This window comes from Pseudoduganella albidiflava, from assembly GCF_004322755.1.
Lineage (GTDB): Bacteria > Pseudomonadota > Gammaproteobacteria > Burkholderiales > Burkholderiaceae_D > Rugamonas > Rugamonas albidiflava.
This window is the reverse complement of record NZ_CP036401.1, coordinates 5,772,411-5,799,274: the sequence shown is the minus strand read 5'-3', so window position 1 is coordinate 5,799,274 and position 26,864 is coordinate 5,772,411. Positions and strand designations below refer to the sequence as shown.

At 66.0% G+C, this 26,864-nt stretch carries 28 protein-coding genes and 1 pseudogene; 17 read left to right on the top strand and 12 right to left on the bottom strand.

Translation table 11 applies throughout. The features are described 5' to 3' along the window. Nucleotides 1–74: 74 nt before the first annotated feature. The 3 genes and pseudogenes from trmL to EYF70_RS32060 form a co-directional block, all read right to left on the bottom strand. On the bottom strand, nucleotides 75–545 hold the full coding sequence (gene trmL, locus EYF70_RS24050) for a tRNA (uridine(34)/cytosine(34)/5-carboxymethylaminomethyluridine(34)-2'-O)-methyltransferase TrmL (protein ID WP_131147650.1): 471 nt from the start codon (nucleotides 543–545) through the stop codon (nucleotides 75–77). A 14-nt stretch (nucleotides 546–559) separates the two neighbouring features. After that, nucleotides 560–1,060, bottom strand: coding sequence for a ComF family protein (locus EYF70_RS24045; RefSeq protein ID WP_307722071.1), 501 nt, complete (start codon nucleotides 1,058–1,060; stop codon nucleotides 560–562). Nucleotides 1,061–1,147: 87 nt separating this feature from the next. Then, nucleotides 1,148–1,249: pseudogene (locus tag EYF70_RS32060) on the bottom strand (ComF family protein); the annotation flags it as partial. Nucleotides 1,250–1,343: 94 nt separating this feature from the next. On the opposite strand from EYF70_RS32060, the gene EYF70_RS24040 reads away from it, so the two are divergent. From EYF70_RS24040 to EYF70_RS24015, 7 genes are all read left to right on the top strand, one after another. Then, nucleotides 1,344–2,252 carry a methyltransferase domain-containing protein gene (locus EYF70_RS24040; protein WP_131147648.1) on the top strand — a complete coding sequence of 303 codons (909 nt, stop codon included), beginning with the start codon at nucleotides 1,344–1,346 and terminating at the stop codon, nucleotides 2,250–2,252. Nucleotides 2,253–2,563: 311 nt separating this feature from the next. Then, nucleotides 2,564–3,787: a cytochrome c oxidase subunit II gene (gene coxB, locus EYF70_RS24035; RefSeq protein ID WP_131147647.1), complete on the top strand. Its 1,224-nt coding sequence runs from the start codon at nucleotides 2,564–2,566 to the stop codon at nucleotides 3,785–3,787. Nucleotides 3,788–3,801: 14 nt separating this feature from the next. After that, a complete protein-coding gene (ctaD, locus tag EYF70_RS24030) occupies nucleotides 3,802–5,427 on the top strand; it encodes a cytochrome c oxidase subunit I (protein WP_131147646.1) in 1,626 nt (541 codons plus the stop codon). A gap of 14 nt (nucleotides 5,428–5,441) precedes the next feature. Then, nucleotides 5,442–5,543: a cytochrome oxidase small assembly protein gene (locus EYF70_RS31415; protein ID WP_218943719.1), complete on the top strand. Its 102-nt coding sequence runs from the start codon at nucleotides 5,442–5,444 to the stop codon at nucleotides 5,541–5,543. 4 nt (nucleotides 5,544–5,547) lie between these two features. Next, nucleotides 5,548–6,123, top strand: coding sequence for a cytochrome c oxidase assembly protein (locus EYF70_RS24025; RefSeq protein ID WP_131147645.1), 576 nt, complete (start codon nucleotides 5,548–5,550; stop codon nucleotides 6,121–6,123). After that, complete coding sequence (locus tag EYF70_RS24020) at nucleotides 6,120–6,320, top strand: DUF2970 domain-containing protein (protein ID WP_131147644.1); 201 nt, start codon at nucleotides 6,120–6,122, stop codon at nucleotides 6,318–6,320. Before EYF70_RS24025 ends, EYF70_RS24020 begins: the two co-directional genes overlap by 4 nt. A gap of 153 nt (nucleotides 6,321–6,473) precedes the next feature. Further along, nucleotides 6,474–7,334 carry a cytochrome c oxidase subunit 3 gene (locus EYF70_RS24015; RefSeq protein WP_131147643.1) on the top strand — a complete coding sequence of 287 codons (861 nt, stop codon included), beginning with the start codon at nucleotides 6,474–6,476 and terminating at the stop codon, nucleotides 7,332–7,334. A gap of 102 nt (nucleotides 7,335–7,436) precedes the next feature. On the opposite strand, the gene EYF70_RS24010 is transcribed toward EYF70_RS24015, so the two are convergent. Further along, complete coding sequence (locus EYF70_RS24010) at nucleotides 7,437–7,637, bottom strand: twin transmembrane helix small protein (RefSeq protein WP_131147642.1); 201 nt, start codon at nucleotides 7,635–7,637, stop codon at nucleotides 7,437–7,439. A 36-nt stretch (nucleotides 7,638–7,673) separates the two neighbouring features. Between EYF70_RS24010 and EYF70_RS24005 the strand changes: the two genes are divergently transcribed. From EYF70_RS24005 to EYF70_RS23980, 6 genes are all read left to right on the top strand, one after another. Continuing rightward, nucleotides 7,674–8,465, top strand: a complete 792-nt coding sequence (locus EYF70_RS24005; RefSeq protein WP_131147641.1) for an SURF1 family protein — start codon at nucleotides 7,674–7,676, stop codon at nucleotides 8,463–8,465. Continuing rightward, complete coding sequence (locus EYF70_RS24000) at nucleotides 8,413–9,036, top strand: SCO family protein (protein WP_131147640.1); 624 nt, start codon at nucleotides 8,413–8,415, stop codon at nucleotides 9,034–9,036. Before EYF70_RS24005 ends, EYF70_RS24000 begins: the two co-directional genes overlap by 53 nt. Before the next feature lie 25 nt (nucleotides 9,037–9,061). Next, nucleotides 9,062–10,171 (top strand): COX15/CtaA family protein, encoded by a 1,110-nt coding sequence (locus EYF70_RS23995; RefSeq protein WP_229420536.1) that lies wholly within the window; start codon nucleotides 9,062–9,064, stop codon nucleotides 10,169–10,171. Next, nucleotides 10,168–11,064, top strand: a complete 897-nt coding sequence (gene cyoE / locus EYF70_RS23990; RefSeq protein ID WP_131147639.1) for a heme o synthase — start codon at nucleotides 10,168–10,170, stop codon at nucleotides 11,062–11,064. Before EYF70_RS23995 ends, cyoE begins: the two co-directional genes overlap by 4 nt. Nucleotide 11,065: 1 nt before the next feature. Continuing rightward, entirely contained in the window at nucleotides 11,066–11,641 is a 576-nt protein-coding gene (locus EYF70_RS23985; RefSeq protein ID WP_131147638.1) for an SCO family protein, read from the top strand. Nucleotides 11,642–11,873: 232 nt separating this feature from the next. After that, nucleotides 11,874–12,956 carry an AI-2E family transporter gene (locus tag EYF70_RS23980; protein WP_131147637.1) on the top strand — a complete coding sequence of 361 codons (1,083 nt, stop codon included), beginning with the start codon at nucleotides 11,874–11,876 and terminating at the stop codon, nucleotides 12,954–12,956. 424 nt (nucleotides 12,957–13,380) lie between these two features. Here EYF70_RS23980 and EYF70_RS23975 read toward each other — a convergent pair whose 3' ends face one another. The 7 genes from EYF70_RS23975 to EYF70_RS23945 all read right to left on the bottom strand — a co-directional run bounded on the left by EYF70_RS23975 (nucleotide 13,381) and on the right by EYF70_RS23945 (nucleotide 22,345). After that, complete coding sequence (locus EYF70_RS23975) at nucleotides 13,381–14,130, bottom strand: DUF3108 domain-containing protein (RefSeq protein WP_131147636.1); 750 nt, start codon at nucleotides 14,128–14,130, stop codon at nucleotides 13,381–13,383. Between the two features lie 133 nt (nucleotides 14,131–14,263). Then, the gene (locus EYF70_RS23970) at nucleotides 14,264–15,598 is read right to left on the bottom strand and encodes a hemolysin family protein (protein ID WP_131147635.1); all 1,335 of its coding nucleotides are present in this window, start codon (nucleotides 15,596–15,598) and stop codon (nucleotides 14,264–14,266) included. A gap of 189 nt (nucleotides 15,599–15,787) precedes the next feature. Next, nucleotides 15,788–17,248, bottom strand: coding sequence for an efflux transporter outer membrane subunit (locus EYF70_RS23965; protein ID WP_131147634.1), 1,461 nt, complete (start codon nucleotides 17,246–17,248; stop codon nucleotides 15,788–15,790). A 7-nt stretch (nucleotides 17,249–17,255) separates the two neighbouring features. Then, nucleotides 17,256–18,386, bottom strand: a complete 1,131-nt coding sequence (locus EYF70_RS23960) for an ABC transporter permease (RefSeq protein ID WP_131147633.1) — start codon at nucleotides 18,384–18,386, stop codon at nucleotides 17,256–17,258. Between the two features lie 4 nt (nucleotides 18,387–18,390). Further along, nucleotides 18,391–19,560: an ABC transporter permease gene (locus EYF70_RS23955; protein ID WP_229420535.1), complete on the bottom strand. Its 1,170-nt coding sequence runs from the start codon at nucleotides 19,558–19,560 to the stop codon at nucleotides 18,391–18,393. Then, entirely contained in the window at nucleotides 19,548–21,296 is a 1,749-nt protein-coding gene (locus tag EYF70_RS23950; RefSeq protein WP_131147632.1) for an ATP-binding cassette domain-containing protein, read from the bottom strand. The genes EYF70_RS23955 and EYF70_RS23950 overlap by 13 nt, the downstream gene beginning before the upstream one ends. A gap of 2 nt (nucleotides 21,297–21,298) precedes the next feature. Then, complete coding sequence (locus tag EYF70_RS23945) at nucleotides 21,299–22,345, bottom strand: HlyD family secretion protein (protein WP_131149315.1); 1,047 nt, start codon at nucleotides 22,343–22,345, stop codon at nucleotides 21,299–21,301. Nucleotides 22,346–22,432: 87 nt separating this feature from the next. Here EYF70_RS23945 and EYF70_RS23940 point away from each other — a divergent pair, with 87 nt between their 5' ends. Further along, nucleotides 22,433–23,203, top strand: coding sequence for a TetR/AcrR family transcriptional regulator (locus tag EYF70_RS23940; RefSeq protein WP_131147631.1), 771 nt, complete (start codon nucleotides 22,433–22,435; stop codon nucleotides 23,201–23,203). Here EYF70_RS23940 and EYF70_RS23935 read toward each other — a convergent pair. Then, nucleotides 23,193–24,095 (bottom strand): LysR family transcriptional regulator, encoded by a 903-nt coding sequence (locus EYF70_RS23935; protein ID WP_131147630.1) that lies wholly within the window; start codon nucleotides 24,093–24,095, stop codon nucleotides 23,193–23,195. The genes EYF70_RS23940 and EYF70_RS23935 overlap by 11 nt on opposite strands. A 208-nt stretch (nucleotides 24,096–24,303) precedes the next feature. Here EYF70_RS23935 and EYF70_RS23930 point away from each other — a divergent pair, with 208 nt between their 5' ends. From EYF70_RS23930 to EYF70_RS23920, 3 genes are all read left to right on the top strand, one after another. Continuing rightward, on the top strand, nucleotides 24,304–24,879 hold the full coding sequence (locus EYF70_RS23930; protein ID WP_131147629.1) for a TerD family protein: 576 nt from the start codon (nucleotides 24,304–24,306) through the stop codon (nucleotides 24,877–24,879). A 98-nt stretch (nucleotides 24,880–24,977) separates the two neighbouring features. Further along, on the top strand, nucleotides 24,978–25,559 hold the full coding sequence (locus tag EYF70_RS23925) for a TerD family protein (protein WP_131147628.1): 582 nt from the start codon (nucleotides 24,978–24,980) through the stop codon (nucleotides 25,557–25,559). Nucleotides 25,560–25,837: 278 nt separating this feature from the next. Then, on the top strand, nucleotides 25,838–26,860 hold the full coding sequence (locus EYF70_RS23920; RefSeq protein WP_131147627.1) for an ATP-grasp domain-containing protein: 1,023 nt from the start codon (nucleotides 25,838–25,840) through the stop codon (nucleotides 26,858–26,860). Nucleotides 26,861–26,864 lie beyond the last annotated feature (4 nt).

Sequence of the window (26,864 nt, the reverse complement as noted above, 5' to 3'; positions counted from 1 at the left end):
TCCGTAGTTTGTGGGACGTCGCCATAGCTTGCTCCAGAAGAGCCCGCTCCAGGCTCCAGGCTCCAGGCTCCTGCTCAGTTCCCGCCTTCGTACCCGTTCTGCCGCCACGCCTCATAGACCACCACGGCCACCGTGTTGGACAGGTTCAGGCTGCGGTTCCCAGGCCGCATCGGCAGGCGGATACGCTGCGCGGCAGGGAACGTTTCGCGAAATTCCGGCGCCAGGCCGCGCGTCTCCGAGCCGAACACGAACACGTCGCCGGGCTGGAACGCCAGCTGGCCGAAGGGCGTGGAACCGTGCGTGGTCATCGCGAACATGCGCAGCGGATCGGGCGACACGGCGGCCAGGAAGGCGTCCCAGTCCTTGTGTACCTTCATCTGCGCGTACTCGTGATAGTCGAGCCCGGCGCGGCGCATCTTGGCATCGTCGAGGGGAAAGCCCAGGGGTTCGATCAGGTGCAGCTGCGCGCCCGTGTTGGCGCACAGGCGGATGACGTTGCCGGTGTTCGGCGGAATTTCTGGATTGACCAGCACTACATGAAACAACTTTTTCTCCTCGATTAAGAATGACGGGGCGGCGTGCGGGCAAACACCATATTCGTCACCCGCGCCGCGCCATGGCGCTTGAACACGGCCGCCAGTTCGCCCAGCGTCTGGCCGCTGCTCATCACGTCGTCGACGATGCCGATGTGGCGGCCTTCCACGAGCGCCCGGTCCGGCACCGCGAACACGTGGGCGACGTTGGCGCGCCGACGGCCGCCATGCAGCTTGCTCTGCGCCGACGTTTCCTGCACCCGTTCGGCCAGCCGCGGCGCCACGGCGATACCCAGCATGCGCCCCAGCGGCCGGGCGATTTCCAATGCCTGGTTGAAGCCCCGCCCGGCCAGCCGGCCCGGGCCCAGTGGTACCGGGCACAGCAGTGCGGGAACGGTGAACGCCGGCAGCGCGCGCACCGCCTCGGCCAGCAATTGCGCGAACAGCCGCGCGTGGGCCAGCTGGCCGCCGAACTTCAGCTCCAGGACCAGCCTGTCCCAGGGCAAGGCATAGGCGGTGGCCGCCACGGTCGCATCGTAAGAAGGGCGGCGCGTTACGCAGGCGCCACACATGAGTACGGTACAGCCGGGCGGCAGCGGGTCCGCACAGACCGGGCAGCGAGACTCGGCCTGGCTGAAGAATTGCGCGCGGCAGGGAGCGCACAGCGCTTCCCGGCCGTGCTGGCCGCACAGCACGCACGGGCAGGGCAGCAACATGGCCAGGGGCTTTGCCAACGCCATCGCCAACGCCATCGCAATTTGCTCCAAGCATGTAGACTGCGCACATTATCGCATTCAACCTCACATTCCCATGCAAGCCCGTCCCCCCAAACTGTCCGCTCCCATCGACGTGGAGCGGGTCCGCGCCCTGTTCTCCCAACCCGGGCGCCTGCGCGACGCCGAGTTCCTGCGCCGTGAAATCGCCCACCGCATGTTCGAACGCCTGCAGCTGGTGCGCCTGGCGCCGCTGCGTGTCCTCGACGCCGGCTGCGGCGGCGGTGCCGATCTCGCAACGTTGCAGAAAGCATATGCCGCGGCGCAGATCGTCGGCCTCGACGCATCGCTCCCGATGCTGGACACCGTCGACACGGGCGGCGCGAAAGGCTTGAACCGCCTGATCAGCAGGCTGTTGCCGGCCAAGACCGGTATCGACCTCGTCTGTGGCGATTTTGCCGACTTGCCGCTGGGGGCGGCCAGCGTGGACCTGGTTTGGTCGAACCTGGCGCTGCACTGGCATCCGCAACCGGACCGGGTGTTCGCCGAATGGCGCCGCGTCCTGCGCGTCAAGGGCCTGCTGATGTTTTCCTGCTTCGGTCCGGACTCCTTACAGGAAGTACGTTCTGCCTTTACCGATATAGATCTTGCTCCCCATACACTACCCTTCGTGGACATGCATGATTTCGGCGACCAGCTGGTCGAAGCGGGCTTTTCGACCCCGGTGATGGACATGGAAAAAATCACCGTCACGTACGACGATCCGGCGAAACTGCTGGCCGATGTGCGCGCTTTGGGCGGAAACCCCTTGAGCACCGTACGTAAAGGCTTGCTCAGCCGTTCAGCCCGTGAGAAGCTACTTGCAGGACTGCAAAAACAGCGCCGCGCAGACGGCAAGATCGGCCTCACTTTCGAGGTCATTTACGGGCATGCTTTCAAGCCCGAAGCACGCGTTACGAAGGATGGCGAAGCCATCATTCGCTTCGCGCCGCGGACACCAAAATGATAGCGATACATGCCGCGACGCACCATTTTTCGTGGCGCAATTTACCTTGAAGTCGATAAGATTTACTGCTTATAATCCTTGACTGTTTTGGCCACTTTTTTCCATACGGACAGCAAGATCCGGACGTTTGCAAAGGCCGAAATTTTCAAGCTTCAGTAGCCCGCGTCATCGGCGATGGTGGCTCTGCCGGTGGCATGGTCGTGACTCCGACAAGGAGGCACAAGGTATTGAGAGCCAGACGATCCACCCCTACAGGCAGGTCGTCGCCATAATAATTTTTTCTACTATCTTGGGTTGGTTTTGGGGAACATATGACACTTGCGAAGCGACTCACATCGTTGCTGGCCGCATCATGGGCGGCGTTGGCCTGCTCGTCGGCCTGGGCAGCGCCGGCAGCGACGGCAACCGGAACATACACCACGGCCACGGGCGGCACGGGCGGGCCGCTGCCGAACCAGCTCGACCTGCAGCCCGCCGCGACCCAGATCGCTTCCGAAATCCATACGCTGCACAACTGGATGATGATCGTCTGCCTGGTGATCTTCGTCGCCGTGTTCGGCGTGATGTTCTATTCGATCCTCAAGCACCGCAAATCGGTCGGCCACAAGGCCGCCACGTTCCATGAATCGACCGCCGTTGAAATCGCCTGGACGGTGGTGCCGTTCCTGATCGTCATCGGCATGGCGCTGCCTGCGACCCGCACCGTGGTCGGCATGAAGGACACGTCCAACGCCGACATCACGATCAAGGCCACCGGCATGCAATGGAAGTGGGGCTACGACTACCTGAAAGGTGAAGGCGAAGGCATCTCGTTCATCTCGAACCTGTCCACCCCGCGCGCCCAGATCGGCGCACCCGGCGTGCCCGCGACCGAACAGCGCGGCGAAAACTACCTGATGGAAGTCGACAATGAGGTGGTGGTACCCGTCAACAAGAAGATCCGCATCGTGACCACCGCCACCGACGTCATCCACGCATGGATGATCCCGGCGTTCGGCGTCAAGCAGGATGCGATTCCCGGCTTCGTGCGCGATGCGTGGTTCAAGTCCGAGCATACCGGCACGTTCCGCGGCAACTGCGCCGAGCTGTGCGGCAAGGAACACGCCTTCATGCCGATCGTCGTGCGGGTCGTCACGGACGCCGAGTACACGGCGTGGGTCAACACGAAGAAGGCGGAGATGGCCGCGCTGGCGGACGATCCGAACAAGACCTGGACCATCGACGAACTGAAGACCAAGGGTGAAAAGGTGTACGCCGCCAACTGCGCCGTGTGCCACCAGGCGAACGGCAAGGGCGTACCGAACGCATTCGCACCGCTCGATGGCTCGGCCATCGTCAACGGCGGCAAGGGCGACCAGATCCACGTGCTGCTGAATGGCCAGAAGACCGGCAAGTACCCGGCCGAGATGCCGGCCTGGAAGCAGCTGTCGGATACCGACATTGCCGCCGTCATCACGTACACGCGGAACAACTGGTCGAACAAGCCAGCGGAAAACATCGTTCAACCGGCTGAAATTGTGGCTGCACGCAAGTAATCAGGAGCATTACGATGAGCACGACAACTCTCGACCACGGCCAGCATCATACTGACGGCCACGACCATGGCCACGATCATGGGCACGATCACGCGCATGACCATCCGACCGGCCTGCGCCGCTGGCTGTTCGCCACCAACCACAAGGATATCGGCACGCTGTACCTGTGGTTCTCGTTCATCATGCTGCTGTCCGGCGGCGTGCTGGCGCTGATGATCCGCGCGGAACTGTTCCAGCCGGGCCTGCAATTCTTCCACCCCGAGTTCTTCAACCAGCTGACCACGATGCACGGCCTGGTGATGGTGTTCGGCGCCATCATGCCGGCCTTCGTGGGCTTTGCGAACTGGATGATCCCGCTGCAGATCGGCGCGTCGGACATGGCGTTCGCCCGCATGAACAACTTCAGCTTCTGGCTGCTGCCGCCCGCCGCGCTGCTGCTGGCCGGCTCGTTCCTGGCACCGGGCGGCGCCACCGCCGCCGGCTGGACGCTGTATGCGCCGCTGTCCACCCAGATGGGCCCGGGCATGGACATGGCGATCTTCGCGATGCACATCATGGGCGCCTCGTCGATCATGGGTTCCATCAACATCATCGTCACCATCCTGAACATGCGCGCACCCGGCATGACCCTGATGAAGATGCCGATGTTCTGCTGGACCTGGCTGATCACCGCCTACCTGCTGATCGCCGTGATGCCCGTGCTGGCCGGCGCCATCACCATGACGCTGACCGACCGCCACTTCGGCACCTCGTTCTTCAACGCCGCCGGCGGCGGCGACCCGGTCATGTACCAGCACATCTTCTGGTTCTTCGGCCACCCCGAGGTGTACATCATGATCCTGCCGGCCTTCGGCATCGTCTCGCAGATCATCCCGGCCTTCGCCCGCAAGCCGCTGTTCGGCTATGCATCGATGGTGTACGCCACCGCGTCGATCGCGATCCTGTCGTTCATCGTGTGGGCGCACCACATGTTCACCACCGGCATGCCGGTCACGTCGCAGCTGTTCTTCATGTACGCCACGATGCTGATCGCGGTGCCGACCGGCGTGAAGGTGTTCAACTGGATCGCCACGATGTGGAAGGGCTCGATGACGTTCGAGACGCCGATGCTGTTCGCGGTGGGCTTCATCTTCGTGTTCACGATCGGCGGCTTCACCGGCCTGATCCTGGCCGTGACGCCGATCGACATCCAGGTGCACGACACCTATTACGTGGTGGCGCACTTCCACTACGTGCTGGTGGCCGGTTCCCTGTTCGCGCTGTTCGCCGGCTTCTACTACTGGGCGCCGAAGTGGACGGGCCACATGTACAGCGAAGCGATGGGCAAGATCCACTTCTGGGGCTCGCTGATCACGTTCAACATCACGTTCTTCCCGATGCACTTCCTGGGCCTGGCCGGCATGCCGCGCCGCTATGCGGATTATCCGGCGCAGTTCACCGACTTCAACGCCATCGTGTCGGTCGGCGCATTCGGCTTCGGCCTGATGCAGGCGTTCTTCCTGTTCTTCGTGGTGCTGCCGACGATCCGTGGCGGCAAGGCCGCGCCGGCCAAGCCATGGGAAGGCGCCGAGGGCCTGGAGTGGACCGTGCCGTCGCCGGCGCCGTTCCATACCTTTGAAACGCCGCCGACCGTCAAGTAAAGCGGGAACGTGCCATGTCGAACCGGAAAAAAAGCAACCTGCGGCTGGCGCTGATCCTGGGTTCGATCGCGCTGGTGTTCTTCATCTCCGTGATCGCCAAGCGGCTGATGGGCTGAGCCGATGAACAGCGAAAACCGCAAGCTGTTGCGCAAGCTGGTCGTGATCGCGGTGGCGATGTTCGGCTTCGGCTACGCGCTGATCCCGGTCTACAAGCACATCTGCGAAGTGCTCGGCATTAACGTGCTGACGCAGAAGGATGGCACGGTGGCGCCGCCGGAAAACACCCAGGTCGACCGGTCGCGCAGCATCACCGTGGAGCTGGACAGCAACGTGCAGGGCACGCTGCGCTTCCGCCCCACGCAAAGCAGCGTGACCGTGCACCCTGGCGAAATGGTGACGGTGGTGTATGAAGTGGTCAATTCGCAAGGCCGCGTGGTGAATGCGCAAGCGGTGCCGAGCTATGCGCCGCAAAGCGCCACGCCGCACTTCAAGAAGGTGGAATGCTTCTGCTTCAAGCAGCAGACCCTGCAGGCGCACGAGGCCAGGCAGATGCCGGTGATGTTCTACCTGGATCCGCAACTGCCGAAGGAAGTGAAGACGATCACGCTGTCGTACACGTTCATCGAGATCGGCGGGCTGGCGCAGTCGCCGCAGCCGGCCGGTGCCGCTGCCGCTGGCGGGACAGCAAGGCTGTGAACGGGCGCAAGCCGTCCTTCCTGTATTCGCTGAAGGCGGTGCTGTGGTCGTTCGTGGGTTTGCGCCGCAAGAGCGATTTCGACCAGGACACGGGCAAGCTGAACCCGATCCACGTGATCGTGGCCGGATTGATCGCGGTGGCGCTGTTCATCGGCATCCTGGTCGCCATCGTCAAGGTCGTGGTGGCGCAGCAGTAGGTTCGGTAACGAGCGGGCAATGAGTGGGCAATGAGCGGCCCATGAGCGGCCCATGAGCGGGACAGGAAGCACCGCATCAAGCCAGACACGGCCGCAACAAAGAATCGCATTAGAAATATTAAACAAGATATTCGATCGTAAGTTCGCGAGGAGATGAAGATGAATTCGAAGCAAGCACCGTATTACTTCGTGCCCGGCCCGTCCCGCTGGCCCATGCTGGCCGGGATTTCGATGCTGGTGACGATGATCGGCGCGTCGGCCTGGGTCAACGACAGCGCGTGGGGCAAGCTGGTCTGCCTGGTCGGCATCGCCGCGATGCTGGCCGTGCTGTACGGCTGGTTCGGCGATGCGATCCACGAATCCGAGGGTGGCCTGTACAGCAAGCGCATCGACCATTCCTACCGCTGGTCGATGGCCTGGTTCATCTTCTCGGAAGTGATGTTCTTCGGTGCGTTCTTCGGCGCGCTGTTCTATGCGCGCGTGATCTCGATGCCGTGGCTGGCGGACCTGGACCACAAGGTGCTCTGGCCCGACTTCTCGCCGCAGTGGGGCAACGCCGGCCCGGCGGGCGTGGTCGACACGTTCAACACGATGGGCCCGTTCCCGATCCCGACCATCAACACCGCGCTGCTGCTGGCCTCCGGCGTCACGCTGACGATCTCGCACCATGCGATCCAGGCCGGCAAGCGCAGCAAGTGCGCCATCTGGCTGGCCGCCACGATCCTGCTGGGCGCCGTCTTCATGGGCTTCCAGGTGTATGAATACATGCACGCCTACCAGGACCTGAACCTGAAGCTCACGTCCGGCATCTACGGTTCCACGTTCTTCATGCTGACCGGCTTCCACGGTTTCCACGTGACGATGGGTGCGATCATGCTGATGATCGTGCTGTTCCGGGTACTGAAGGGGCACTTCACGCCGGAGAACCACTTCGCGTTCGAAGGCGCGGCCTGGTACTGGCACTTCGTCGACGTCGTATGGCTGGGACTTTATGTCGTAGTGTACTGGCTGTAGGCGCGGGCTATAATCGGCTGTTGACAGCAAAGCCGCAGTGGCGTGGTCACTGCGGCTTTTTGTTTGGGTTTGTTCTTTGATACTTGTGAGTGCGCTTGCTTCCTACCGGATTCCCGTCGGCTGGATATAACCCATCCGGTTCAGCACGAGGATGATGATGAACAGCGCGATCGAGAAGCCCACGCGCAGCGCGAGGGCGCGTACGGTGCGGGGATTGCCGCCCTTGCCGCGCATCACGTAGAACAAGGCGGAGCCCAGGCTGCCGATTATCAGGATGAAGGCGATGGCAACGAAAATTTTCATGGTGGCTGCGGGCCGGAAGGGTGGAGCTTCATTGTAATGCGTATCGCTTTCCGCTTTAAGACCGTGCCGTTCATCGCAACGCTGCTGCTCGTGGTGCTGGGCATCGCGCTGGGCCGCTGGCAGGATGGCCGCGCCGAGGAAAAACTGGCCGTGGCCGCCGAACTGGCGGGCGGCAGCACCGCCGCGACCCTGGTGATCGGCGCGGCGCCGCTGGCCCCCGAGCAGGCGCAATTTCGCCGCGTCTCCGCCACCGGCACCTTCGTCGCCGACTGGCCCGTGTACCTGGACAATCGGCCCCACGATGGCCGCGCCGGCTTCTACGTGCTGATGCCGTTCCGTATCCAGGGCACGGCCATGCACGTGCTGGTGGCGCGCGGCTGGCTGCCGCGCGACGCGGTGGACCGCCAGCGCATTGCCACGTATCGGACGCCGACCGGCACCGTCACCATCGAAGGCGTGGCCAAGCCGAACGCCGGGCACGTGATGGAGCTGGGCGAGGCGCCGCCGCTGGCCGCCGGCGCGATCGTGCAGAATGCCGACGTGGCGCGGGTGGCGGCCGCCAGCGGCCTGCCGTTGCAGCCCTTCGTGCTCGAGCAGACCTCCGCCGACGGCAGCGAGGGCATGCTGCTGCGCGACTGGCCACGGCCCGACCTCGGCGTCGACAAGCACCGTGGCTACGCGTTCCAGTGGTATGCGCTGGCGCTGACGGCCTTCCTGTTCTTTATCATCAGCGGAACAATCAGTGGACAACGCAGTGGAAACAGCAGTGGAAAAAATGGTGGAGAAAGCAGTGGGACCGAACGCAGTGGAACAAAAGACAATCAGTAAGGCGCGTGGGCGCTGGAAGCTGTTCGCCGTGCTGGCCGTGTGCGCCTCGCCGCTCCTGGCCTCCTATTTCACCTACTATGTGCTCAAGCCATCGGCGCGCAACAACTACGGCACGCTGATCGACCCGCGCACCGTGCCGATGCCGGCAATGGCCACGCGCACGCTGGCCGGCGATCCCGTCACGCTGGAATCGCTGAGCGGCAAGTGGATCATGCTGAAGGCCGGCGGCTCCGATTGCCGGCAGGCGTGCCAGGACCAGCTGTTCACCATGCGCCAGCTGCGCACGATGCAGGGCCGGGAACGCGAACGCATCGAGCGGGTGTGGCTGATCACGGACGAAGAGCCGCTGGAAACCATGCTGCTGCGCGTGAACGACGGTACCCGCATGCTGCGCGCACCGAAGGACATCGTCTACAAGTGGCTGCCGGTGGAGGCGGGCGGCAACGCGCAGGAGCACATCTACATCATCGACCCGCGCGGCAACCTGATGATGCGCTTCCCGAAGAATCCGGACCCCGCGAAGATGAAGAAGGATATCGGCAAGCTGCTGAAGGCATCGGCGATCGGATAAGCGGCCGGCCGGACAAAGGAACATCATGCATCACACCACGCTGGCCCAGATGGCCATCACCGCCCTGATCGTCGCGCTGCTGCCGCTGTCGATCGTGTTCATTTCAAGGGATGTCAACAAGTACCGCAAGCTGGTGTGGATCAGCGTGTTCATCACCTTCGACCTGATCGTGTTCGGCGCGTTTACCCGGCTGACCGACTCGGGCCTGGGCTGCCCGGACTGGCCGGGCTGCTACGGCCTGGCCAACCCGTTCCTGGCGCACGAGGAAATCCGCGCCGCCGAGGCGTTGATGCCGACCGGCCCGGTGACGATGTTCAAGGCCTGGGTCGAGATGATCCACCGCTATTTCGCGATGGCCATCGGCGTGCTGATCATGGCGATGATGGCGGTGGCCTGGTACCGCTGGCGCCGCGAGCGCAAGGCCGGCTACCATCCGGGCTATCCCACCTTGCTGTTCTTCTTCGTCTGCCTGCAGGGCGCGTTCGGCGCCTGGACCGTCACGCTGAAGCTGCAGCCGGTCATCGTCACCATCCACCTGCTGCTGGGCATGGGCCTGCTGGCGCTGCTGGCCTGGTTCGGCGGCCGGCAGGACCATGCGATGACGCCGTTCGGTCCGGCCGGCGTGCCGGCCCCCACGCTGCGCACCATCCGCCGCCTGGCCGTATTGTCCGGCATGGTGGTATTCGTGCAGCTGTTCCTGGGCGGCTGGGTCAGCACCAATTACGCGACGCTGGCGTGCATGGAGTTTCCGCTGTGTGGCGGCGGCAAGGTAATTCCCGAGATGGATTTCCAGCACGGCTTCCACCTGTGGCGCGAACTGGGCAAGACCAAGGCCGGCCATTACCTGCCGTTCTCCGCGCTGACGGCGATCCACTGGGTACACCGCAATTTCGCGCTGGTGGTCTTCCTGGTGCTGGGCTATACGTGCTGGCGGGCGTGGCGCGTGCCGGCGTTGCGCAAGCCGGCGCTCGGCATCGCCATCGTGCTGGTGCTGCAATTCCTGACCGGCGTGGCGACGATCTACCTGAACTTCCCGCTGACGATCGCCGTGCTGCATAACGCCGGCGCCGCTCTCCTCGTGCTTTTCCTGACCATGGTAAACTATCGGGCCAGTTTTTCGACCCCCACTCCATGACCGCCCAAGCCGCAGCCCACCGCCAGACCAGCCGCATCGCCCAGTACTGGGCGCTGACGAAGCCCCGCGTCACGCAGTTGGCCGTGTTCTGCGCGGTGATCGGCATGTTCCTCGCCACCGACGGCTTGCCGGACTGGCGCGTGGTGGTGGCCGGCACGATCGGCATCTGGCTGCTGGCCGGCGCGGCGTTCGCCGTCAACTGCCTGGCCGAGCGCGAGATCGACGCGCGCATGGCGCGTACCGCGCGCCGCCCGATGGCGCGCGGCGAAATCACGCCGACGCAGACGATGGTCTTCTCCAGCATCATCGGCGGCGCCGGCATGTGGATCCTGTATGCGCTGGTGAATCCGCTGACGATGTGGCTGACCTTCGTCACCTTCGTCGGCTATGCCGTCATCTACACGATGATCCTGAAGCCGGCGACGCCGCAGAACATCGTCATCGGCGGCCTGTCCGGCGCGATGCCGCCGGCGCTGGGCTGGGCCGCCATCGCCAACGAGGTGCCGATGCAGGCCTGGCTGCTGGTGCTGATCATCTTCCTGTGGACGCCGCCGCATTTCTGGGCGCTCGCGCTGTACCGCCGCGACGATTACGCGAAATCGGGCCTGCCCATGCTGCCGGTCACGCACGGCATGGCATTCGCGCAGTTCCACGTCTTCCTGTACTCGATCGCGCTCGCCGCGACGACGCTGCTGCCGTTCGCGGTCGGCATGAGCGGCCTGATCTACCTGGCCAGCGCCATCGTGCTCGATGCCGTCTTTCTGTGGTATGGCTGGCGCATCTGGCGCAACTACAGCGACCTGCTGGCGCGCAAGGCCTTCGCGTTCTCGATCCTCTACCTGGCGCTGCTGTTCGGCGCGCTGCTGCTCGATCACTATATCCGGATCACCTGACATGAAAAAACTGCTCGCGGTGCTGTTCCTCCTGGCCACCCTGGTCGCCTGTTCCGAGAAGCGTGCCAGCTTCGTGAATACCGACATCACGGGCATCGACTACGCCAAGGGCTTCTCGCTGAAGGACCACGACGGCAAGCCGGTCACGCTGGAAAGCTACAAGGGCAAGGTGGTGGTGATGTTCTTCGGCTTCACGCAGTGCCCGGACGTGTGCCCGACCACGATGGCGGAAATGGCCGCGGTGATGAAGGAGCTGGGCCCGCAGGCGAAGGATGTGCAGGTGCTGTTCGTGACGCTGGACCCGGAGCGCGACACGCCCGAACTGCTCAAGCAGTACGTGCCGGCGTTCGACCCGGGCTTCGTGGGCCTGTACGGCACGCCGGCCGAGATCGCGCAGACCGCCAAGGAATTCAAGGTGTTCTACAAGAAGGTGCCGGGCAAGGACCCGGCCCAGTACTCGATCGATCACACCGCCGGCAGCTACGTGTTCGACAAGCAGGGCAGGGTGCGCCTGTTCCTGCGGCACGCGCAGGGCGCCCAGCCGGTGGTGCACGACCTGAAGCAGCTGCTGTCCTGATTCCCGCCGCGGTACACGAAGGGGGGCGCGGTGCCGTCCTCCTGATGCCGCTCTCCTTGTGCCGCTCTCCTTATGCCGCTCTCCTTGTGCCGCTCTCCTTTTGCCGCTCTCCTTGTCCCGCTCTCCTTATGCTGCCCTCCTGAAGCGGCTTTCCTGATGCTGCCTTCCTGCTAACCTTGCATCCTTTGCAGGGCGCCCCCATCTGCCGGGCAACCCTGGAGGATGCCGCCGCATGGAAAAGCGCTTTCAACCCTATACCCGCCTCGCGGCGATCGTGTTCCTCGTGGTCGGCTGCCTGTGGGTGCTGCGGCCTTTCCTGCCGGCCGTGCTGTTCGCCTGCGCGATCACGATCTCCAGCTGGCAGCTGTACCTGCGCCTCCTGAACCGCATGAACGGCCACCGCACGCTGGCCGCCACCGTGATGACGGTATCGCTGGTCCTCGTGATCATCCTGCCGCTGGCCCTCGTGACATGGAACGTGGCCGACAATGCCGGCAACGTCTACCGCGCGCTGCGCGATGCGCTGGCTTCCGGCACCATGGTGGCGCCGGACTGGCTGCGCGGCATCCCCATCGTCGGCGAGACCGTCTACAACTACCTGCAGAACCTGATCAGCAGCCGCGAGCAGCTGATCGACACGGCCAAGCGCCTGGTGGAGCCGGCCCGGCACTTCCTGCTGGGCGGCGGCCTCGTGCTGGGCAGCGGCGTGGCGCAGGTGAGCCTGGCGGCCTTCGTCAGCTTCTTCCTGTACCGCGACGGCCATACGCTGCTGAAGGCCCTGTCGATCGGCATGGACAAGATCATGGGCGAGCACGCGCTCGAGGTGGCCGATACCGTCAGCCGCACCGTGCGCGGCGTGATGTACGGCTTGCTGGGTACCGCGCTGGCGCAGGCCTTCGTTGCCGCCGTCGGCTTCATGATCGCCGGCGTGCCGGCCGTCGCGCTGCTGGCCGTGGCCACGTTCCTGTTTTCGCTGATCCCCGTGGGACCGCCGCTGATCTGGGGCGGTGCCGCGATCTGGCTGTTCTACCAGGGCAGCACCGGCTGGGCCATCTTCATGGCCGTGTGGGGCGTGTTCCTGATCAGCGGCGTCGACAATGTCGTCAAGCCCGTGCTGATCAGCCGCGGCTCCAGCCTGCCCTTCCTGCTCGTGCTGCTGGGCGTGCTGGGCGGCGTGATCGCCTTCGGCTTCGTCGGCCTGTTCATCGGCCCGACCCTGCTCGCCGTGGCCCTGGGACTGCTGCGCAACTGGACCAACGTCAACCCCGTCACCCCGCACCGCCCCGGCCACGAGCACGGCGAAGCCGCCCCCTGAAACGTTGCAAAAAAAACGGTGACAGTCACCATTTAAAACGAAACGTTGCAAGAAAAACGGTGACAGGCTCCGATTAAAAAAAACCGGTGACAGTGCTCCCATTTCGCGAAAACTTTCGAAACGGTTTCGAAAATAATCGGAGCCTGTCCCCGGTTTTCGAATTCAGCCCAATAGCGGATGCCTGGGGCGGACCCGTCGGGCCTGGCCCAGGTTGCGCCTTGGGTGAGATCATGCCTCCGCTACCGGGGAAAAACCGGTGACAGGCTCCAATTTCGGAAAAAACCGGTGACAGGCTCCGATTTCGAGAATGTTTCGGAACGGTTTCGAAATTAATCGGAGCCTGTCACCGGTTTCGAAAATAATCGGAGCCTGTCCCCGGTTTTGAGGGTCACGCCTTGGGTGACATCGCGTCTGCGCTACCGGGTCAGTTCAGCAGGGTCTTCACCAGCGTGCGGCCGTCGGGCAGGGTGCTTTCCTGCCGGACCATCAGCTGCGTGCCCTTGGCGTACCAGAACTTCGACACGCTGCCCGGCTGGTTGTAGTCGGTGGTGACGATCCAGCAGTCGACGGGGCCGGCGGGGCCGGCGATGGCTTCGCTGCCGGCGACCCGGAAGGTGTAGCGCGCGGGGGCGGCGGAGCCGCCGGCGTGGTAGAACACCAGCTGCGCCTCGTAGCCTTCGGCCAGCGGCAGCGCCTGCAGCAGTTCCATGTCGGTTTCGAAGTTGAACGCCGGCTCCTTCGATTCCACCGCCAGGTTTTTCTGCGCATTGTCCTGCAGCTCCGCCATGCCGGTGATCCGGTCGGCCGCGAACGTGAAGCCCTCGACGGTCTTCCTGCCATCCTTCTCGGTGATGCGCACATGTGTCAGCGGCCGGAACGTGGCGGTCTCGAAGGTGGATTCGAGCCGCTTCACGGAATGCGCCTTGCCCACCGCATCCCAGCGCTGGCGGATCTGCATTCGCTTGCCGTCGAAATGGATGTCGCGCTGCCAGATGTCGACCGCCATGTTGCCCTCGGCGGAACGCAGGTAGCGCAGGTAGCGGTGGCTGCCTTCCTTCAGCAGGTGGAAGCGGGGCAGCGCGGTGCCGACTTCAACGTATTGAGGCGCGGCGCCGGCCAGCGTGGTGGCGGCCAGCAGCACGGCGGCGAGCAGGGTCGATCGGAAACGCGGCATTCGGGTCCTCCACGGGTGTGAAAGACCTGATTATAAGGAAGTTATTACGGAAGATAACAAGAAGATAACAGGAGGATAGCAGGAGGCCGGCAGGAGAGAGGGGCCGGCGAAGGCGCCGCCGGCCGCTCCGGCGTCAGTCCTGTTCGTCCTCGGCGGTGCGCGGCACGCGCGGGATCACCTTTACCAGCAGGATGCGCGGGCCGTTCATCTTGCGCACCACGATGTCGAACGCATTGAAGCTGACCCGCTGGCCCTGTTTCGGGATGTCGCCCAGCTTCAGCATGATCAGGCCACCCACGGATTCCACCTCGTCCAGGCCCAGTTCCTCGTTCTCGATGTCGATGCCCAGCACCCGTTCCAGCGAGAAGATCGGCAGGCTGGCCTTGCCGATCAGCGAACCGTCGTCGCCGCGCAGCCAGTCGTTTTCGTTCAGGCGGAACTCGTCGTGGATTTCGCCGACCATCGCGCCCAGCAGGTTGTCCAGCGTCAGGAAGCCCACCGGCCGCTTGCCTTTTTCGCCGATCAGCGCGAAGTGCGGCGCTCCTTCACGGAAGCGGCGGAACAGGTCGATCGCCAGCGTGCGCGCGGAAATCGTCTCGACCGGCCGCAGGAAGGGCGTGAACGACTTGATCGGCTTGCCGCTCTGCTGCGCGAAGAACAGGTCCTTCAGGTGCACGATGCCGAGCACCGATTCGTCGTCGTCGAAATACGGGTAGCGCGAAAAACGGTTGCGCACCACGGTTTCCAGGTTCGCCTCCAGCGTGCGCGAAGCGTGCAGCGCGATCACCTCGTTGATGGGGCGCATCAGGTCCGACACGCGCAGCTGCGAGAAATCCAGCGTGTTGGCGAGGATGTTGCGCTCGTCCTTGTCGAACTGCTCGCCCGGTTTGCTGGTGCGCAGGATCAGCTTCAGCTCTTCGGTCGAGTAATGCGATTCATGGCCGCCCGTGCCGCGCAGGCCGGCCAGGTGCAGCACCATGTTGGCGCTCTTGTTCAGCAGCCAGATGGCCGGGTACATCATCCAGTAGAAGCCGTACAGCGGCACCGCGCACCATACCGCCACCGCTTCGGGCACGCGGATCGCCAGCGATTTCGGCGCCAGTTCGCCGACCACGATGTGCAGGAACGAGATCGTGACGAAGGCGAACACGAACGAGATGCCGTGCAGGATTTCGGGAGAAGTGACGCCGACGGCGGTCAGCAGCGGTTCCAGCAGGCCGGCGAAGGCGGGTTCGCCGATCCAGCCCAGGCCCAGCGAGGCCAGCGTGATGCCCAGCTGGCAGGCCGACAGGTAGGCATCGAGCTGGCCATGGACTTTTTCAAGGATGCGGCCCCGCAGGCCCTGCGTTTTCGCGATGGCGCGCACGCGGGTGCGGCGCAAGGTCACGATACCGAATTCGGCGGCAACGAAAAAACCGTTCAGTGCAACGAGGAGCAGTGCGAACAGGACCAGCAATAGATTATGCATAGGGCACACTTCGAGGTGCTTTCGTCACGGCGCGGCGTGGCGCGGCGGTGGTGCGAAATGCTTCGAAGCGGGTAGTTAAAACGCACATCTTAGCCGACCCGCCGCTACCCCAGCGCAATTTTCAGTCCAGCGGCCCCCGGCAATGGCCGCGATGCGCACAGAAGCCCTCCCAGTCCCGCTGCACTCCGCTCAGGCTTGCGGCATCACTCCGGTCGCCTTGCAGATCGCCAGCAGCCGCACGGCCAGCGCCGCTTCGCTGCGCACCCGGTCGCGCCGCGCCGCCAGCAGCGTGCGCTGGGCATCCAGCAGCGGCAAGGCATCCGACAGGCCCTGGCGATAGCGCACCGAGGCCAGCTCCAGGGCGGTGCGCGCGGCCTGCTCGCGTTGGCCTGCCGATTCGCGCCGCGCGCGTTCGGCCGCGTAGGCCGACAACGCATCGTCCGCCTCGTGCCAGGCGCGCAGCACGGCCTGCTGCCATGCGACGGCCGCTTCCTGCTGGCCCAGTTCGCGCAGCGTGACCGTGGCGCGCCGCACGCCGCCGTCGAACAATGGCAGCGACAGGCCGGGGCCGACCGACCACTGCCGGCTGCCCCATTCGCCGAATCGGCCCGCCGCCACCGATTCGGCGCCGAACGACAGGCCCAGCGTGATGCGCGGATACAGCCCGGCCCGCGCGATGCCGATCCGCGCCGTGGCGGCACGCAACGCGGCTTCGGCGGCGGCGATATCCGGACGCCGCGCCAGCAGTTCGCCGGGCACGCCCAGCGCGAGGTCGGGCGCCGGGCCGAGCGGTGCATCGTCGCCAGGCATCGGTACCATGTCGCGCACGGCGCCAGGGGGACTGTCGAGCAGCAGCGTCAGGCGGTTCTCGGCCTGCGCCTCCTGTTCCAGCAGGCCGGGGAGGGTGCCGCGCTGTTCGGCCAGCTGCGCTTCCTGGCGCGCGACATCGAGGTCCGTGGCCAGGCCGTTGCCGCTGCGCAGCCGGGCCAGCTGCAGCAGTTCCTCGCCGGCCGCCAGGTCCGCGCGGGCCAGCTGCAACTGGACCCGCGCGGCGCGCACCTCGTAGTAGTTGCGCGCCACTTCCACGGCCATGGCGAGCCGCACCTGTCTCTGCAGCGCCGCGGCTTGCGCGGCATCCGCCTCCGCGGCCTCCACCGAGTGGCGCACCCGTCCCCACAGGTCGGGCTCCCAGCTGGCATCGAAGCCCGCCTGCCACAGGCCGAACGGGCCGGCCAGGATACCGGTGAGACGGTCGCGCTCCGCTGCCGGCGCCAGTGCGTCGAGCATCCTGGTCGCCGCGCCGGTCTCGCTCTGGCGCTGGCGTGCCACGCCAGCCTGCGCGTCCAGACGCGGCCTGCCCGCCGCCGCCACCACATCGCGCTGCACGCGGCTTTGCGCGAACCGAAGTGCCGCCGCGCGAATGTCGTGGTTGGCCTGCGCGGCCCGGTTGAGCAACTGGCGCAGGACCGGATCGTCGAAGCGGGCGTAGGCCTGGCCGGCGGCGATGCCGGTCTCGCGCAACTGCGCGCTGCCGCCGTGCCAGTGCTGCCAGTCATCCGGCACGGCGGTGGCGGGAGGCGTGAACCGCGGCCCGACGCCGGCGCAGCCGGCCAGCAGCACCGCTGAAAGGAGGATCGATGGTGTCTTCATGGTGGTCTCACACGAGGCGGTGCCGGAACAGCCAGGCGGCGTACGGCAGCGTGATGGCGGCAATGACGAGCAAGGGCACCATGTCGTGCCGCACTGCGGCCAGCCCCGCTCCTTCCAGGTAGATGCGCTGCACCATGTCGATCGCGAAGCGCAGGGGATTGGCCCATGTCAGCGTCTGCATCAGGGGCGGCATGTTGCGCACCGGCGTCGTCAGGCCGGACAGCAGCATCAGCGGCATGACCAGTACGAAGGTGTACAGCATGGCTTGCTGCATGCTCGCGGCGACGGCCGAAATGGCCAGCCCGATGCCCACGCAGGCAACCGTGAACAGCGCCAGCGCGGCGTACAGCGACACCACCGAGCCGGCCATGGGCACCTGGAACCAGAAGCGCGTGACGAGCAGGATCAGCGTCGATTGCAGCAGGCCGATGCAGACCGGCGGCAGCGCCTTGCCGAGCATGATCTCGGCCGGCGTCATCGGCGTCACCAGCAGCTGGTCGAACGTACCCTGCTCGCGCTCGCGGGCCACGGACAGCGCCGTCAGCAGCAGCGTCTGCAGCATGCTGAGCGAGGCGATCAGGCCGGGCATCAGGTTCCAGCGGGTTTCCAGGTTCGGGTTGAACCAGGCGCGCACCGCCACCTCGAGCGGCGCACCGCGGCCGCCATGCCGCTCGCGCCACTGGCGGTTGAAGTCGGCGACCACCGCGGCGACATGGCTGGCGGCCGATCCGGCCGTGTTGGAATTGCGGCCGTCGAGGATCAGCTGCACCGGCACCTGTTCGCCCGCATACAGGCGCCGCTCGAAGTCGCGCGGGATATGCAGCACCAGCAGCACCTGCTGCGTGTCGACCAGGTGGCGCTCGGCCGCCGGCGTATTCGCGGTGGCAACCCGCCGGAACACGCCCGTGCCATCGAGCTTGGCGGCCAGTTGCGCGGAGGCGGCGCTGCGGCTGTCGTCCACCAGCGCATAGGGCACGTCGTTCAGGTCGTAGGTGGCGGCGTAGCCGAACAGGAGGCTCTGTACCAGCGCCGGCATGACCAGGATGGTCCTGCTCTTCGGGTCCTTCAGCACCGCCAGGAACTCCTTGCGGCACAGGTTCAGCAAGCGGAACCACAGGTCGGCAAGCGTGTCGTGCATGGCGTCAGTCCAGCCGCTTGCGGGTCACCAGGCGGGCGGCACCCAGCAGCAGTACCGCGTAGCCGGCCAGCACGGCGCAGTCGCGCACGATCAGGGGCCACACATCGCCGGCCAGGAACAGCGTCTTGAGCAGTTCCATGAAGTAGGTGGCGGGCAGGGCGTTGCCGATCCAGCGCACCACGGCGGGCACGTTGCGCAGGTCGAACAGGAAGCCGGACAGCATCAGCGACGGCATGAAGCTGGCCAGCAGCGCCACCTGGCTGGCGATGAACTGGTTCTTCGCCACCGACGAGATCAGCAGGCCCATGCCCACCGCCACGAACAGGTACAGCATCGATGCCAGCAGGATGATCCACAGCGAGCCCTGCATCGGCACCGCGAACAGCCAGCGCGCCGCGGCCAGGCACAGGGCCAGGCCGACCATGCCGACCGTGAAGTACGGGATGATCTTGGCCAGCAGGATTTCCACCGGCCGCACCGGCGTGACGAACAGCGCCTCCAGCGTGCCGCGCTCCCATTCGCGCGCCATCACCAGCGCCGTCAGGAAGGCGCCGACCAGCGTCATGATCAGCACGATCAGGCCCGGCACCAGGTACCAGGTGCTGGTATTGGCCGCGTTGAACCACATGCGCTGCTCGATGGTGACGGCACCGTTGGACGATATGACGGGCAATACTTCGGCAGCCAGCGCCGGGCCGCCTTCGCGGTCGAGCCGCCGCTGCGGCCACTGCGCCAGCGCGCCCGTGATGTAGTTGGCGATGATGGCCGCGCGGCTGGCTTCCGCGCCGTGGACGATCAGCTGGATGGCTGCGCCACCGGCACCCAGACGCGCGGAGAAATCGGCCGGCACGCGCACGATCGCATCCGCTTCGCGCCGTTCCAGCAAGGCCACGGCGTCGTGCATCGATGCGACGAACACGGGGCGGAACGCGCCGGACAGCCGCAGTCCCGCCACCGCGTCGTAGGCGGCGGGGGAGGCGTCGTCGAGCACCACCGCGACCGGCGCATCCTTCACGTCCAGCGACATGCCGTAGCCGAAGATCAGGATCAGCACGATGGGCAGGGCGATGCCGATCGCCAAGTTGCTGGCGTCGCGCAGCAACTGGCGGAATTCCTTGCGGGTCAGCGCCGCCAGGCGGCGGACGAAACCCCGGCTGCCGTTCATGTCGTGCATGCGCGGCTCCTTTCGACAATGGCGATGAAGGCCTGTTCCATCGTGGCGGCGCCGCCGGCCTGTTCGCGCACTTCGCCGGGCGTGCCCAATGCCAGCAGCCTGCCGGCATCCTGGATGGCGACGCGGTCGCAGTATTCCGCTTCTTCCATGAAGTGCGTGGTGACGATGGTGGTGACGCCGGCCAGCGCCAGCGCCGTGATGCGGCGCCAGAAGGCGCGCCGGGCCAGCGGATCGGCACCGCTGGTGGGTTCGTCGAGGAACAGGATGGCCGGTTCATGCAGCAGGGCGGCCGCCATCGCCAGCCGCTGGCGGAAGCCACCCGGCAGGCTGCCGGCCGGTGCGGCGGCCTGGCCGTGCAGGCCGAACTCGTCCAGCATCCGGGCCGTGCGCTGCCTGAGGCGCTCGCCCCGCAAGCCATACGCGCCGCCGAAGAAGGCCAGGTTCTCGGCCACGGTCAGGTTGCCGTACAGCGCGAATTTCTGCGCCACGTAGCCGATATTGCGCCGCGCCTGCGCACGGGCGGCGCGCAGGTCCACCCCGGCCACGCGGAGGGTGCCGCCGCTGGCCGGCAGCAGGCCGCACAGCATCCGGAACGTGGTGGTCTTGCCGGCGCCGTTCGGTCCCAGCAAGCCGAAGATCTCGCCGCGGCGCACGTCGAAGCTGGTCTTGTCGACCGCGGTGAAGTCGCCGAAGCGGCGCTCCAGGTCGCGCACTTCGATCACCGGGGCATGCCCGCCGTTGCTGTCGCTATCGCCGTGACTGCTGGTGCCCGCGACAGGCGCGGCAAGCGTGGCCGTGTCCGCGGCCGGCGACGCTTCCCCGCCGCCGCCGCGCAGCAGCAGCATGAAGCCATCCTCCAGCCGGGGCGGTACCGGCACGGCACCGGCGCCGCCGAGCAGTCGCTCGAGCGAGCCCGGAGGAGCATCCTCACGCAGGATCATGCGCACCTGCCCGCCCTGCGGCACCGCGTCCACCACGGTCGCCCGCGCATCGAGCAGGCGCGCCTGGAGCGCGCGGGCGCCGCCATCGGCCGGCGTGGCAAGGAAGGTGCGCCCGTCCGCCCGGCTGCGCAGTTCCCGGGGCGTGCCGGAAGCCAGCAGGCGGCCTTCATGCAACACGTGCACGGTGGCGCAGCGCTCCGCTTCGTCCAGGTAGGCAGTGCTGGCGATGACGGTCAGCGCTTCGTTGTCGACCAGTTCCTGCACGATGCGCCACAGTTCCCGGCGCGACAGGGGATCGACCCCCACGGTGGGCTCGTCCAGCAGCAGCAGCTCGGGCGAGCGCACCAGCGTGCAGGCCAGCCCCAGCTTCTGCTTCATGCCGCCGGACAGCTTGCCGGCCGGGCGTGCCGTGAAGCGCCGCAGGTCCATCATGTCCAGCAGGCGCTCGAAGCGTTCGCGGCGCGCCCGGGCCGGCACACCGTGCAGGTCGGCATACAGGTCGAGGTTTTCCTGCACGGACAAGTCTTCGTACAGGCCGAAACGCTGCGGCATGTAGCTGATCCTGTCCTGCACGCGTTGCGGCTGGGCGGCGACGTCGATGCCCAGCACGGTCACCGTGCCCGCATCGGGCGCCAGCAAGCCCGCGACGATGCGCAGCAGCGTCGTCTTGCCGGCGCCATCGGGGCCCACCAGGGCGGTCAGCGCACCGCGCGGCACCGCGAGGGAAATGTCGCGCAGCGCGGCGGTGGCGCCGAAGCGCTTTTGCAGGCCGCTGATTGCCAGCACGGGGTCCATGGTCAGCGGCGCGCGTCGATGTGCACGGTGGCGGGCATGCCCAGGCGCAGCCGGTCGGCCCGGTCGTCCGCCAGCACGCGCACTTCGTAGACCAGCGCGGTGCGCAGTTCTTCGGTCTGCACCGTCTTCGGCGTGAATTCCGCCACGGAAGAGATGTAGCCCACGCGGCCCGGCAGCGGCTGGCCCGGCTGGCTGTCGATCGCGATGCTGGCGGCCATGCCCGGGCGGATGCGGCCCAGGTCCGCTTCGGCGATCCAGGCACGCACCCATTTCGGATCGGCGATGGCCAGCGTGTACACCGGGCGCTGGGGCGAGGCCATGTCGCCCGGTTCCATCAGCCGTGACCGCACGATCGCATCCACCGGGGCGGTGAGCCGCGCTTCGGCCATTTGCCGCTCCATCAGGGCAATGTCGGCCCGCGCCGCATTCAACTGCGCCTGTGCCTCCGCCACCTCTTCCTCGCGGGCGCCGGCCTGCACCAGCTGCTGTGCCTTGCGCATGCTTTCCAGGCGGGCCGCGGCCGTGCGGGCACTGGCCTGGGCGGCGTCGAGATCCTGCTGGCTGACGGCGCGCCCATTGGACTCGCGCCACGTGGCGCGCAGGCGCTCCAGCTGGCGTTGCGCCAGGTCGGCGTCGGCCTGTACCGCGGCGGTGTTGGCGCGCGCCTGGGCCACTTCCTCCGGGCGGCTGCCGGCCCGCAGGCGGCGCAGCACCTGCTGCCGGGCTTCGGCCTGGGCGCGCGCCGCGTCGAGCCGCAGCGCCAGCGTGCGGGTATCGAGTTCCCCCAGCATCTGGCCCGCGACCACGCGCTGGCCTTCGTCGACCGCCAGGCGGGCAATGCGCTCGCTGGCATTGAACGCCAGCGATACCTGGCGCAACTCCACGTTGCCATGCAAGACGATCGCATCCGGGTTGCGCGGCGGGTGGCTGGCATGCCACCAGTACCAGCCGCCCGCCGCCAGCGCAACGGCAAGCGCGGCGATGCCGATCTTCCTTCGTTTCGATGGCGTGGCGGGGGCGGCGGCTTGTTGTGGAGAGGGCGCGGTCATCATCGGCTCCAGAGGTGTGACGTCTTTATATCAAATTGAAATTTGAATTTCAATCAGATTCGTCGCGGGCTGTCGTACAATTGCCGCATGTTGAGTTCGACCCGTCACCCCGCCGCCCGTTCCGGCAGTGCCCACGGCAATGCCACCCGCCAGCAATTGCTCGCTGTCGCGGGGCAAGTGTTTGCCGAGCGTGGCTATGCCGACGCCACCAGCAAGGAAATCTGCGCGCGCGCCGGCGCCAACGCGGCGGCCGTCAACTATCACTTCGGCGGCCGCGAGCAGCTCTACGAGGCGGTGCTGATCGAGGCGCACCAGCACCTGGTAACTTTGGAAGCCATGCAGCAGGCGGCGGCGATGGATTGCGCGCCGCGCGACAAGCTGCGCGCCGTGCTGGCCGGGATCGTGCAGCGCGCCGTCGCTCCCGACGCCCACTGGGCCACGCGCGTGCTGGTGCGCGAACTGCTGTCGCCCACGGCCGGCATTTCCGCGCTGGCACAGAAAGCCGTCGCGCCGAAGGTGCGCGTGATGATGGGGGTGGTGTCCGACATCCTGGGCTTGCCGCCGGAAAGCCCGGGGCTGCAGCGCAGCCTGTTCCTGCTGATGGGGCCGTGCATGGCCCTGCTGCTGGCGCCGCCCGCGCTGCGCAGCGAAGTATTGCCGGCGCTGGCGAACGAGCCGGCCGGCCTGGTCGACGACATGATGTGCTACGCCGAAGCGGGGCTGGCCGCGATCGCGCGGCGCTACCGGCCGACCGGCGGCGCGCCTGCACCCGCTTCTACATCCGCTCCTACATCCGCTCCTGCCCCCGCCTCTAAACCGGCTTCTACATCCGCTTCTAAACTCGTTTCTAAACCGTAAACAGCCCCGTATTGGCGGCCATGATCGCTTCCACCGCCGGGTGCTTGATGCGCCGCTCGCTCGAGATCGCGTAGAACTGTTCGCGCAGTTCGGTGGCGGCGCCGGCGGGCACCGCGCCGTACTGCGCCTGGATATCCGGTTCCAGGCCGGCCGGGGCGAAGAACAGGCCCAGGCCGTCGCGGGCGAAGGTGGTCAGCATGGCGTTGTCCTCGAATTCGCCCACCACTTCCGGCCGCACGTCGTGCTTCAGCAGCCACTCGTCGATGCGCCCGCGCAGCGCGTTGTTCCGCGTCGGCAGCAGCATCGGCGCCTGATTCAGGTTGCGCGGGAAGTTGCCGCCCAGCCGGTGCACCAGCTCCTTGGTGCCGAAGACCAGCATTTCACTTTCCCCCAGCAGGTGGTTATAGACGCGCAGGCTGGCCGAGGCGCGCACCGAGCGGTCGGTCAGCACCACGTCGAGCTTGTGCAGCGCCAGGTCGGCCAGCAGCGATTCGAATTCGCGCTCCACGCACACCAGTTTCACGGGTACCTTCATGTTGAACGCCGCCCGCAGCAGGCGGTACGCGATCAGCTTCGGCAGCGAGTCCGAGATGCCGACGGTCAGGCGGGTGCGCCCGGCGTCGGCTTCGTTGAGCGCTTCCTGCATGCGGTCGCCCAGTTCGAAGATCTGCTCGGCATAGGTCAGCGCCACGCGGCCGGCCTCGGTGGGCACCAGGCGCCGGCCCTGCTGTGTCAGCAGCTGCTTGCCGACCGACTGCTCGAGTGCCGCGAGCTGCGCGCTGATGGTCTGGATGGCCAGGCCCAGCCGCTCGGCCGCGCGTGTGACACTGCCTTCCGCGGCCACCACGCGGAAGAAATACAGGTGGCGAAAATTGATGCCGCTGGTTTTCATGGTTTCGATTTTTGCGCAGTAATGTTCATATTATCTTCTATTTTTATATTCAAATGTTTCCTCTACACTGCTTGACATTGATCAAGCAACAAGTGATCGGCAGAACCAGGCGGGCGGCATCGCCCGCGATGAATCGCGGCGCGCTACAGACACCAGTCGCGCCGGATAAGCAACAAGGGTGTCCTACTAACTGAAGGAGTATTCGATCATGGCAATCAGTCTGCAAAAAGGCGGCAACGTCAACCTGAGCAAGGAAGCTCCCGGCCTGTCGCAATTGACGATCGGCCTGGGCTGGGACGTGCGCACCACCGATGGCGCGGCATTCGACATCGACAGCTCGGCATTCATCCTGAAAGCGGATGGCAAGGTGCGCAGCGACTCCGACTTCATCTTCTACAACAACCTGAAATCGACCGACGGCGCCGTGCAGCACTCGGGCGACAACCGCACCGGCGAGGGCACGGGCGACGACGAGACCGTGCAGGTCGACCTGTCGAAAGTGCCGGCCGACGTGGACAAGATCGCCGTCTGCGTGACGATCCACGATGCCGACACCCGCCGCCAGAACTTCGGCCAGGTGCAGAAGGCCTTCGTGCGCTGCGTGAACACCGCCAACAACCAGGAAGTGGCGCGCTACGACCTGTCCGAGGACAGCTCGACGGAAACCGCAATGGTGTTCGGTGAACTGTACCGCAGCGGCAGCGACTGGAAGTTCCGCGCCGTGGGCCAGGGCTTCGCGGGCGGCCTCGCCTCGCTGGCCACCAGCTACGGCGTAGCGGTCTAAGCGTGCCTTGCCGGCGGTCGGCCGCCGGCAGGGTTCAATGAGCAGAGAACGAGCAGCACTACGAACAGCACTACGAGCAGCACACCAAGGAGTCAGACATGTCAGTGAATTTGAGTAAGGGCCAGAAGATCTCTCTGGACAAGGAAGCCGGCGGCGCGCTGTCGCACGTGACGATGGGCCTGGGCTGGGATTCCGTGAAGAGCAAGGGTTTCCTCGGTTTCGGCAGCAAGAGCGCCGACGTCGACCTGGATGCTTCCTGCCTGCTGTTCGACGAGGCCAACAAGCCGGTCGACACGGTATGGTTCCGCCAGCTGAAGAGCCGCGACGGCAGCGTCGTGCACTCGGGCGACAACCGCACCGGCGCCGGCGATGGCGACGACGAGCAGATCAGCGTCAGCCTGCAGCAGGTGCCGGCCAACGTGAAGAGCATCGTGTTCACCGTAAACAGCTTCACCGGCCAGAGCTTCGCGCAGGTGCAGAACGCCTATTGCCGCCTGCTGAATGCGAACAACGGCAAGGAAGTGGCACGCTTCGACCTGTCCGTGCAGGGTTCGCACAGCGCCCAGATCATGGCCAAGCTGTATCGCCACAACGGCGAATGGAAGATGCACGCGATCGGCGAGAACGGCACCGGCCGCACGTTTGACGAGCTGCTGCCGCAAGTCGCGCAGCACCTGTAATACCCTGCGGCCCGATGGGCCGCGCAGGCATGGCGCATGCCATGCCCCAAGCCGCGGTGGCCCGGTGCCGCCGCGCGAAGACATGCAGTCGGATGACAGCAAACGCCGCAGCGAAGACGCCGCGGCACGTACCGTGTTTCACCTGCGCCTGCCCCATGGCGCGCTTCCCTTTGCGGTGGTCCGGTCAACCGGCCACCGCTTTTTTTTCGGTTTTCAGTTTATTCTCGTGGTCTCGTGCACCGCGCCCCGGCAGCCGATCATTCCAACAAAGAGGACATATGCGAGTCTGGTACAACCGAACGTTTTCATCGATCTACAACGCGATGACGCTGATCCGGCAGCATGACCGCGCCGGCCGGTATCACCTGCTGTACACGGCGGGCAGCCGGACCGTGGCGGCGGGCGCGGCCCACGCGTTCGAACCGGAACCGCCCCTGAAGGGCGACGAATACCTGGAATGGTGCCTGGACTTCTGCCAGCGCCGCGACATCGGCATCTTCGTGCCGCATCGCGAGGCGGCCCTGGTCAGTGCCGCGCGCGAGCGCTTCGCCGCCGTCGGCACGCGCGTGATGGCGGTGGCCAGCGCCGACGTGCTGGCACTGCTGCACGACAAGGAACGTTTCTACGCGACGGTGGACCTGCCCATGGCGCCGCCGCCGGAAACGGTGCCGTTCACCACGGCCGCGCAGTTCGATGCCGGCCATGCCAGCTTGCGCGCGAAGTACCCGCAGCTGTGCGTCAAGCCGTCGAAATCCGTGTACGGGCTGGGCTTCGCCCTGCTCGATGAAGAGCGCAGCAGCGCGCAGATCCTGATGGCGGGCGACCAGTACCAGATCGGGCTGGACGACTTCCGCAATGGCCTGCAAGGCCTCGGCGAATTCCGCACCATGCTGCTGATGGAATTCCTCGAAGGCCTGGAATACAGTGTCGACTGCCTGGCCGACAATGGCCGCCTGGTCTGCGCGGTGCCGCGCCGCAAGCTGCTCAAGCCGGGCGCCGGGCAGGTGATCGATCCCCAGCCGGTGATCCTGGAGGCCGTGACGCGACTGGCCGCCGCGTATGGCCTGAACGCCGTATTCAACGTACAGTTCCGCGTGAGCAGCGGCCGCATGCGGCTGCTGGAAATCAATCCGCGCATGTCGGGCGGGGTCGGCATGGCCTGCATGGCGGGGCCGGCGCTGCCCTGGCTGGCGCTGGCGGGCTTCGACCGGGGCTATGAACACCTGGAGATCCCCGAAGTACGGGCCGGCATGCGTGTCGGCGAATGGCAGCATGCCGTGGAACTGGAGGGGGCACAATGAAGGG

What these genes read in the sequence shown, in the direction of transcription:
- EYF70_RS23995 (WP_229420536.1), top strand. Translation starts at nt 9,062, where the DNA reads ATGCATCACACCACGCTGGCCCAGATGGCCATCACCGCCCTGATCGTC.
- EYF70_RS23920 (WP_131147627.1), top strand. Translation starts at nt 25,838, where the DNA reads ATGCGAGTCTGGTACAACCGAACGTTTTCATCGATCTACAACGCGATG.
- EYF70_RS23930 (WP_131147629.1), top strand. Translation starts at nt 24,304, where the DNA reads ATGGCAATCAGTCTGCAAAAAGGCGGCAACGTCAACCTGAGCAAGGAA.
- EYF70_RS24000 (WP_131147640.1), top strand. Translation starts at nt 8,413, where the DNA reads ATGGTGGAGAAAGCAGTGGGACCGAACGCAGTGGAACAAAAGACAATC.
- EYF70_RS23970 (WP_131147635.1), bottom strand. Translation starts at nt 15,598, where the DNA reads ATGCATAATCTATTGCTGGTCCTGTTCGCACTGCTCCTCGTTGCACTG.
- EYF70_RS23935 (WP_131147630.1), bottom strand. Translation starts at nt 24,095, where the DNA reads ATGAAAACCAGCGGCATCAATTTTCGCCACCTGTATTTCTTCCGCGTG.
- EYF70_RS24025 (WP_131147645.1), top strand. Translation starts at nt 5,548, where the DNA reads ATGAACAGCGAAAACCGCAAGCTGTTGCGCAAGCTGGTCGTGATCGCG.
- EYF70_RS24040 (WP_131147648.1), top strand. Translation starts at nt 1,344, where the DNA reads ATGCAAGCCCGTCCCCCCAAACTGTCCGCTCCCATCGACGTGGAGCGG.
- EYF70_RS24005 (WP_131147641.1), top strand. Translation starts at nt 7,674, where the DNA reads ATGCGTATCGCTTTCCGCTTTAAGACCGTGCCGTTCATCGCAACGCTG.
- cyoE (WP_131147639.1), top strand. Translation starts at nt 10,168, where the DNA reads ATGACCGCCCAAGCCGCAGCCCACCGCCAGACCAGCCGCATCGCCCAG.
- coxB (WP_131147647.1), top strand. Translation starts at nt 2,564, where the DNA reads ATGACACTTGCGAAGCGACTCACATCGTTGCTGGCCGCATCATGGGCG.
- EYF70_RS23980 (WP_131147637.1), top strand. Translation starts at nt 11,874, where the DNA reads ATGGAAAAGCGCTTTCAACCCTATACCCGCCTCGCGGCGATCGTGTTC.
- EYF70_RS23985 (WP_131147638.1), top strand. Translation starts at nt 11,066, where the DNA reads ATGAAAAAACTGCTCGCGGTGCTGTTCCTCCTGGCCACCCTGGTCGCC.
- ctaD (WP_131147646.1), top strand. Translation starts at nt 3,802, where the DNA reads ATGAGCACGACAACTCTCGACCACGGCCAGCATCATACTGACGGCCAC.
- EYF70_RS31415 (WP_218943719.1), top strand. Translation starts at nt 5,442, where the DNA reads ATGTCGAACCGGAAAAAAAGCAACCTGCGGCTGGCGCTGATCCTGGGT.
- EYF70_RS23945 (WP_131149315.1), bottom strand. Translation starts at nt 22,345, where the DNA reads ATGACCGCGCCCTCTCCACAACAAGCCGCCGCCCCCGCCACGCCATCG.
- EYF70_RS24010 (WP_131147642.1), bottom strand. Translation starts at nt 7,637, where the DNA reads ATGAAAATTTTCGTTGCCATCGCCTTCATCCTGATAATCGGCAGCCTG.
- EYF70_RS23940 (WP_131147631.1), top strand. Translation starts at nt 22,433, where the DNA reads ATGTTGAGTTCGACCCGTCACCCCGCCGCCCGTTCCGGCAGTGCCCAC.
- EYF70_RS23965 (WP_131147634.1), bottom strand. Translation starts at nt 17,248, where the DNA reads ATGAAGACACCATCGATCCTCCTTTCAGCGGTGCTGCTGGCCGGCTGC.
- EYF70_RS24015 (WP_131147643.1), top strand. Translation starts at nt 6,474, where the DNA reads ATGAAGATGAATTCGAAGCAAGCACCGTATTACTTCGTGCCCGGCCCG.
- EYF70_RS23955 (WP_229420535.1), bottom strand. Translation starts at nt 19,560, where the DNA reads ATGCACGACATGAACGGCAGCCGGGGTTTCGTCCGCCGCCTGGCGGCG.
- EYF70_RS23950 (WP_131147632.1), bottom strand. Translation starts at nt 21,296, where the DNA reads ATGGACCCCGTGCTGGCAATCAGCGGCCTGCAAAAGCGCTTCGGCGCC.
- EYF70_RS23925 (WP_131147628.1), top strand. Translation starts at nt 24,978, where the DNA reads ATGTCAGTGAATTTGAGTAAGGGCCAGAAGATCTCTCTGGACAAGGAA.
- EYF70_RS23960 (WP_131147633.1), bottom strand. Translation starts at nt 18,386, where the DNA reads ATGCACGACACGCTTGCCGACCTGTGGTTCCGCTTGCTGAACCTGTGC.
- EYF70_RS23975 (WP_131147636.1), bottom strand. Translation starts at nt 14,130, where the DNA reads ATGCCGCGTTTCCGATCGACCCTGCTCGCCGCCGTGCTGCTGGCCGCC.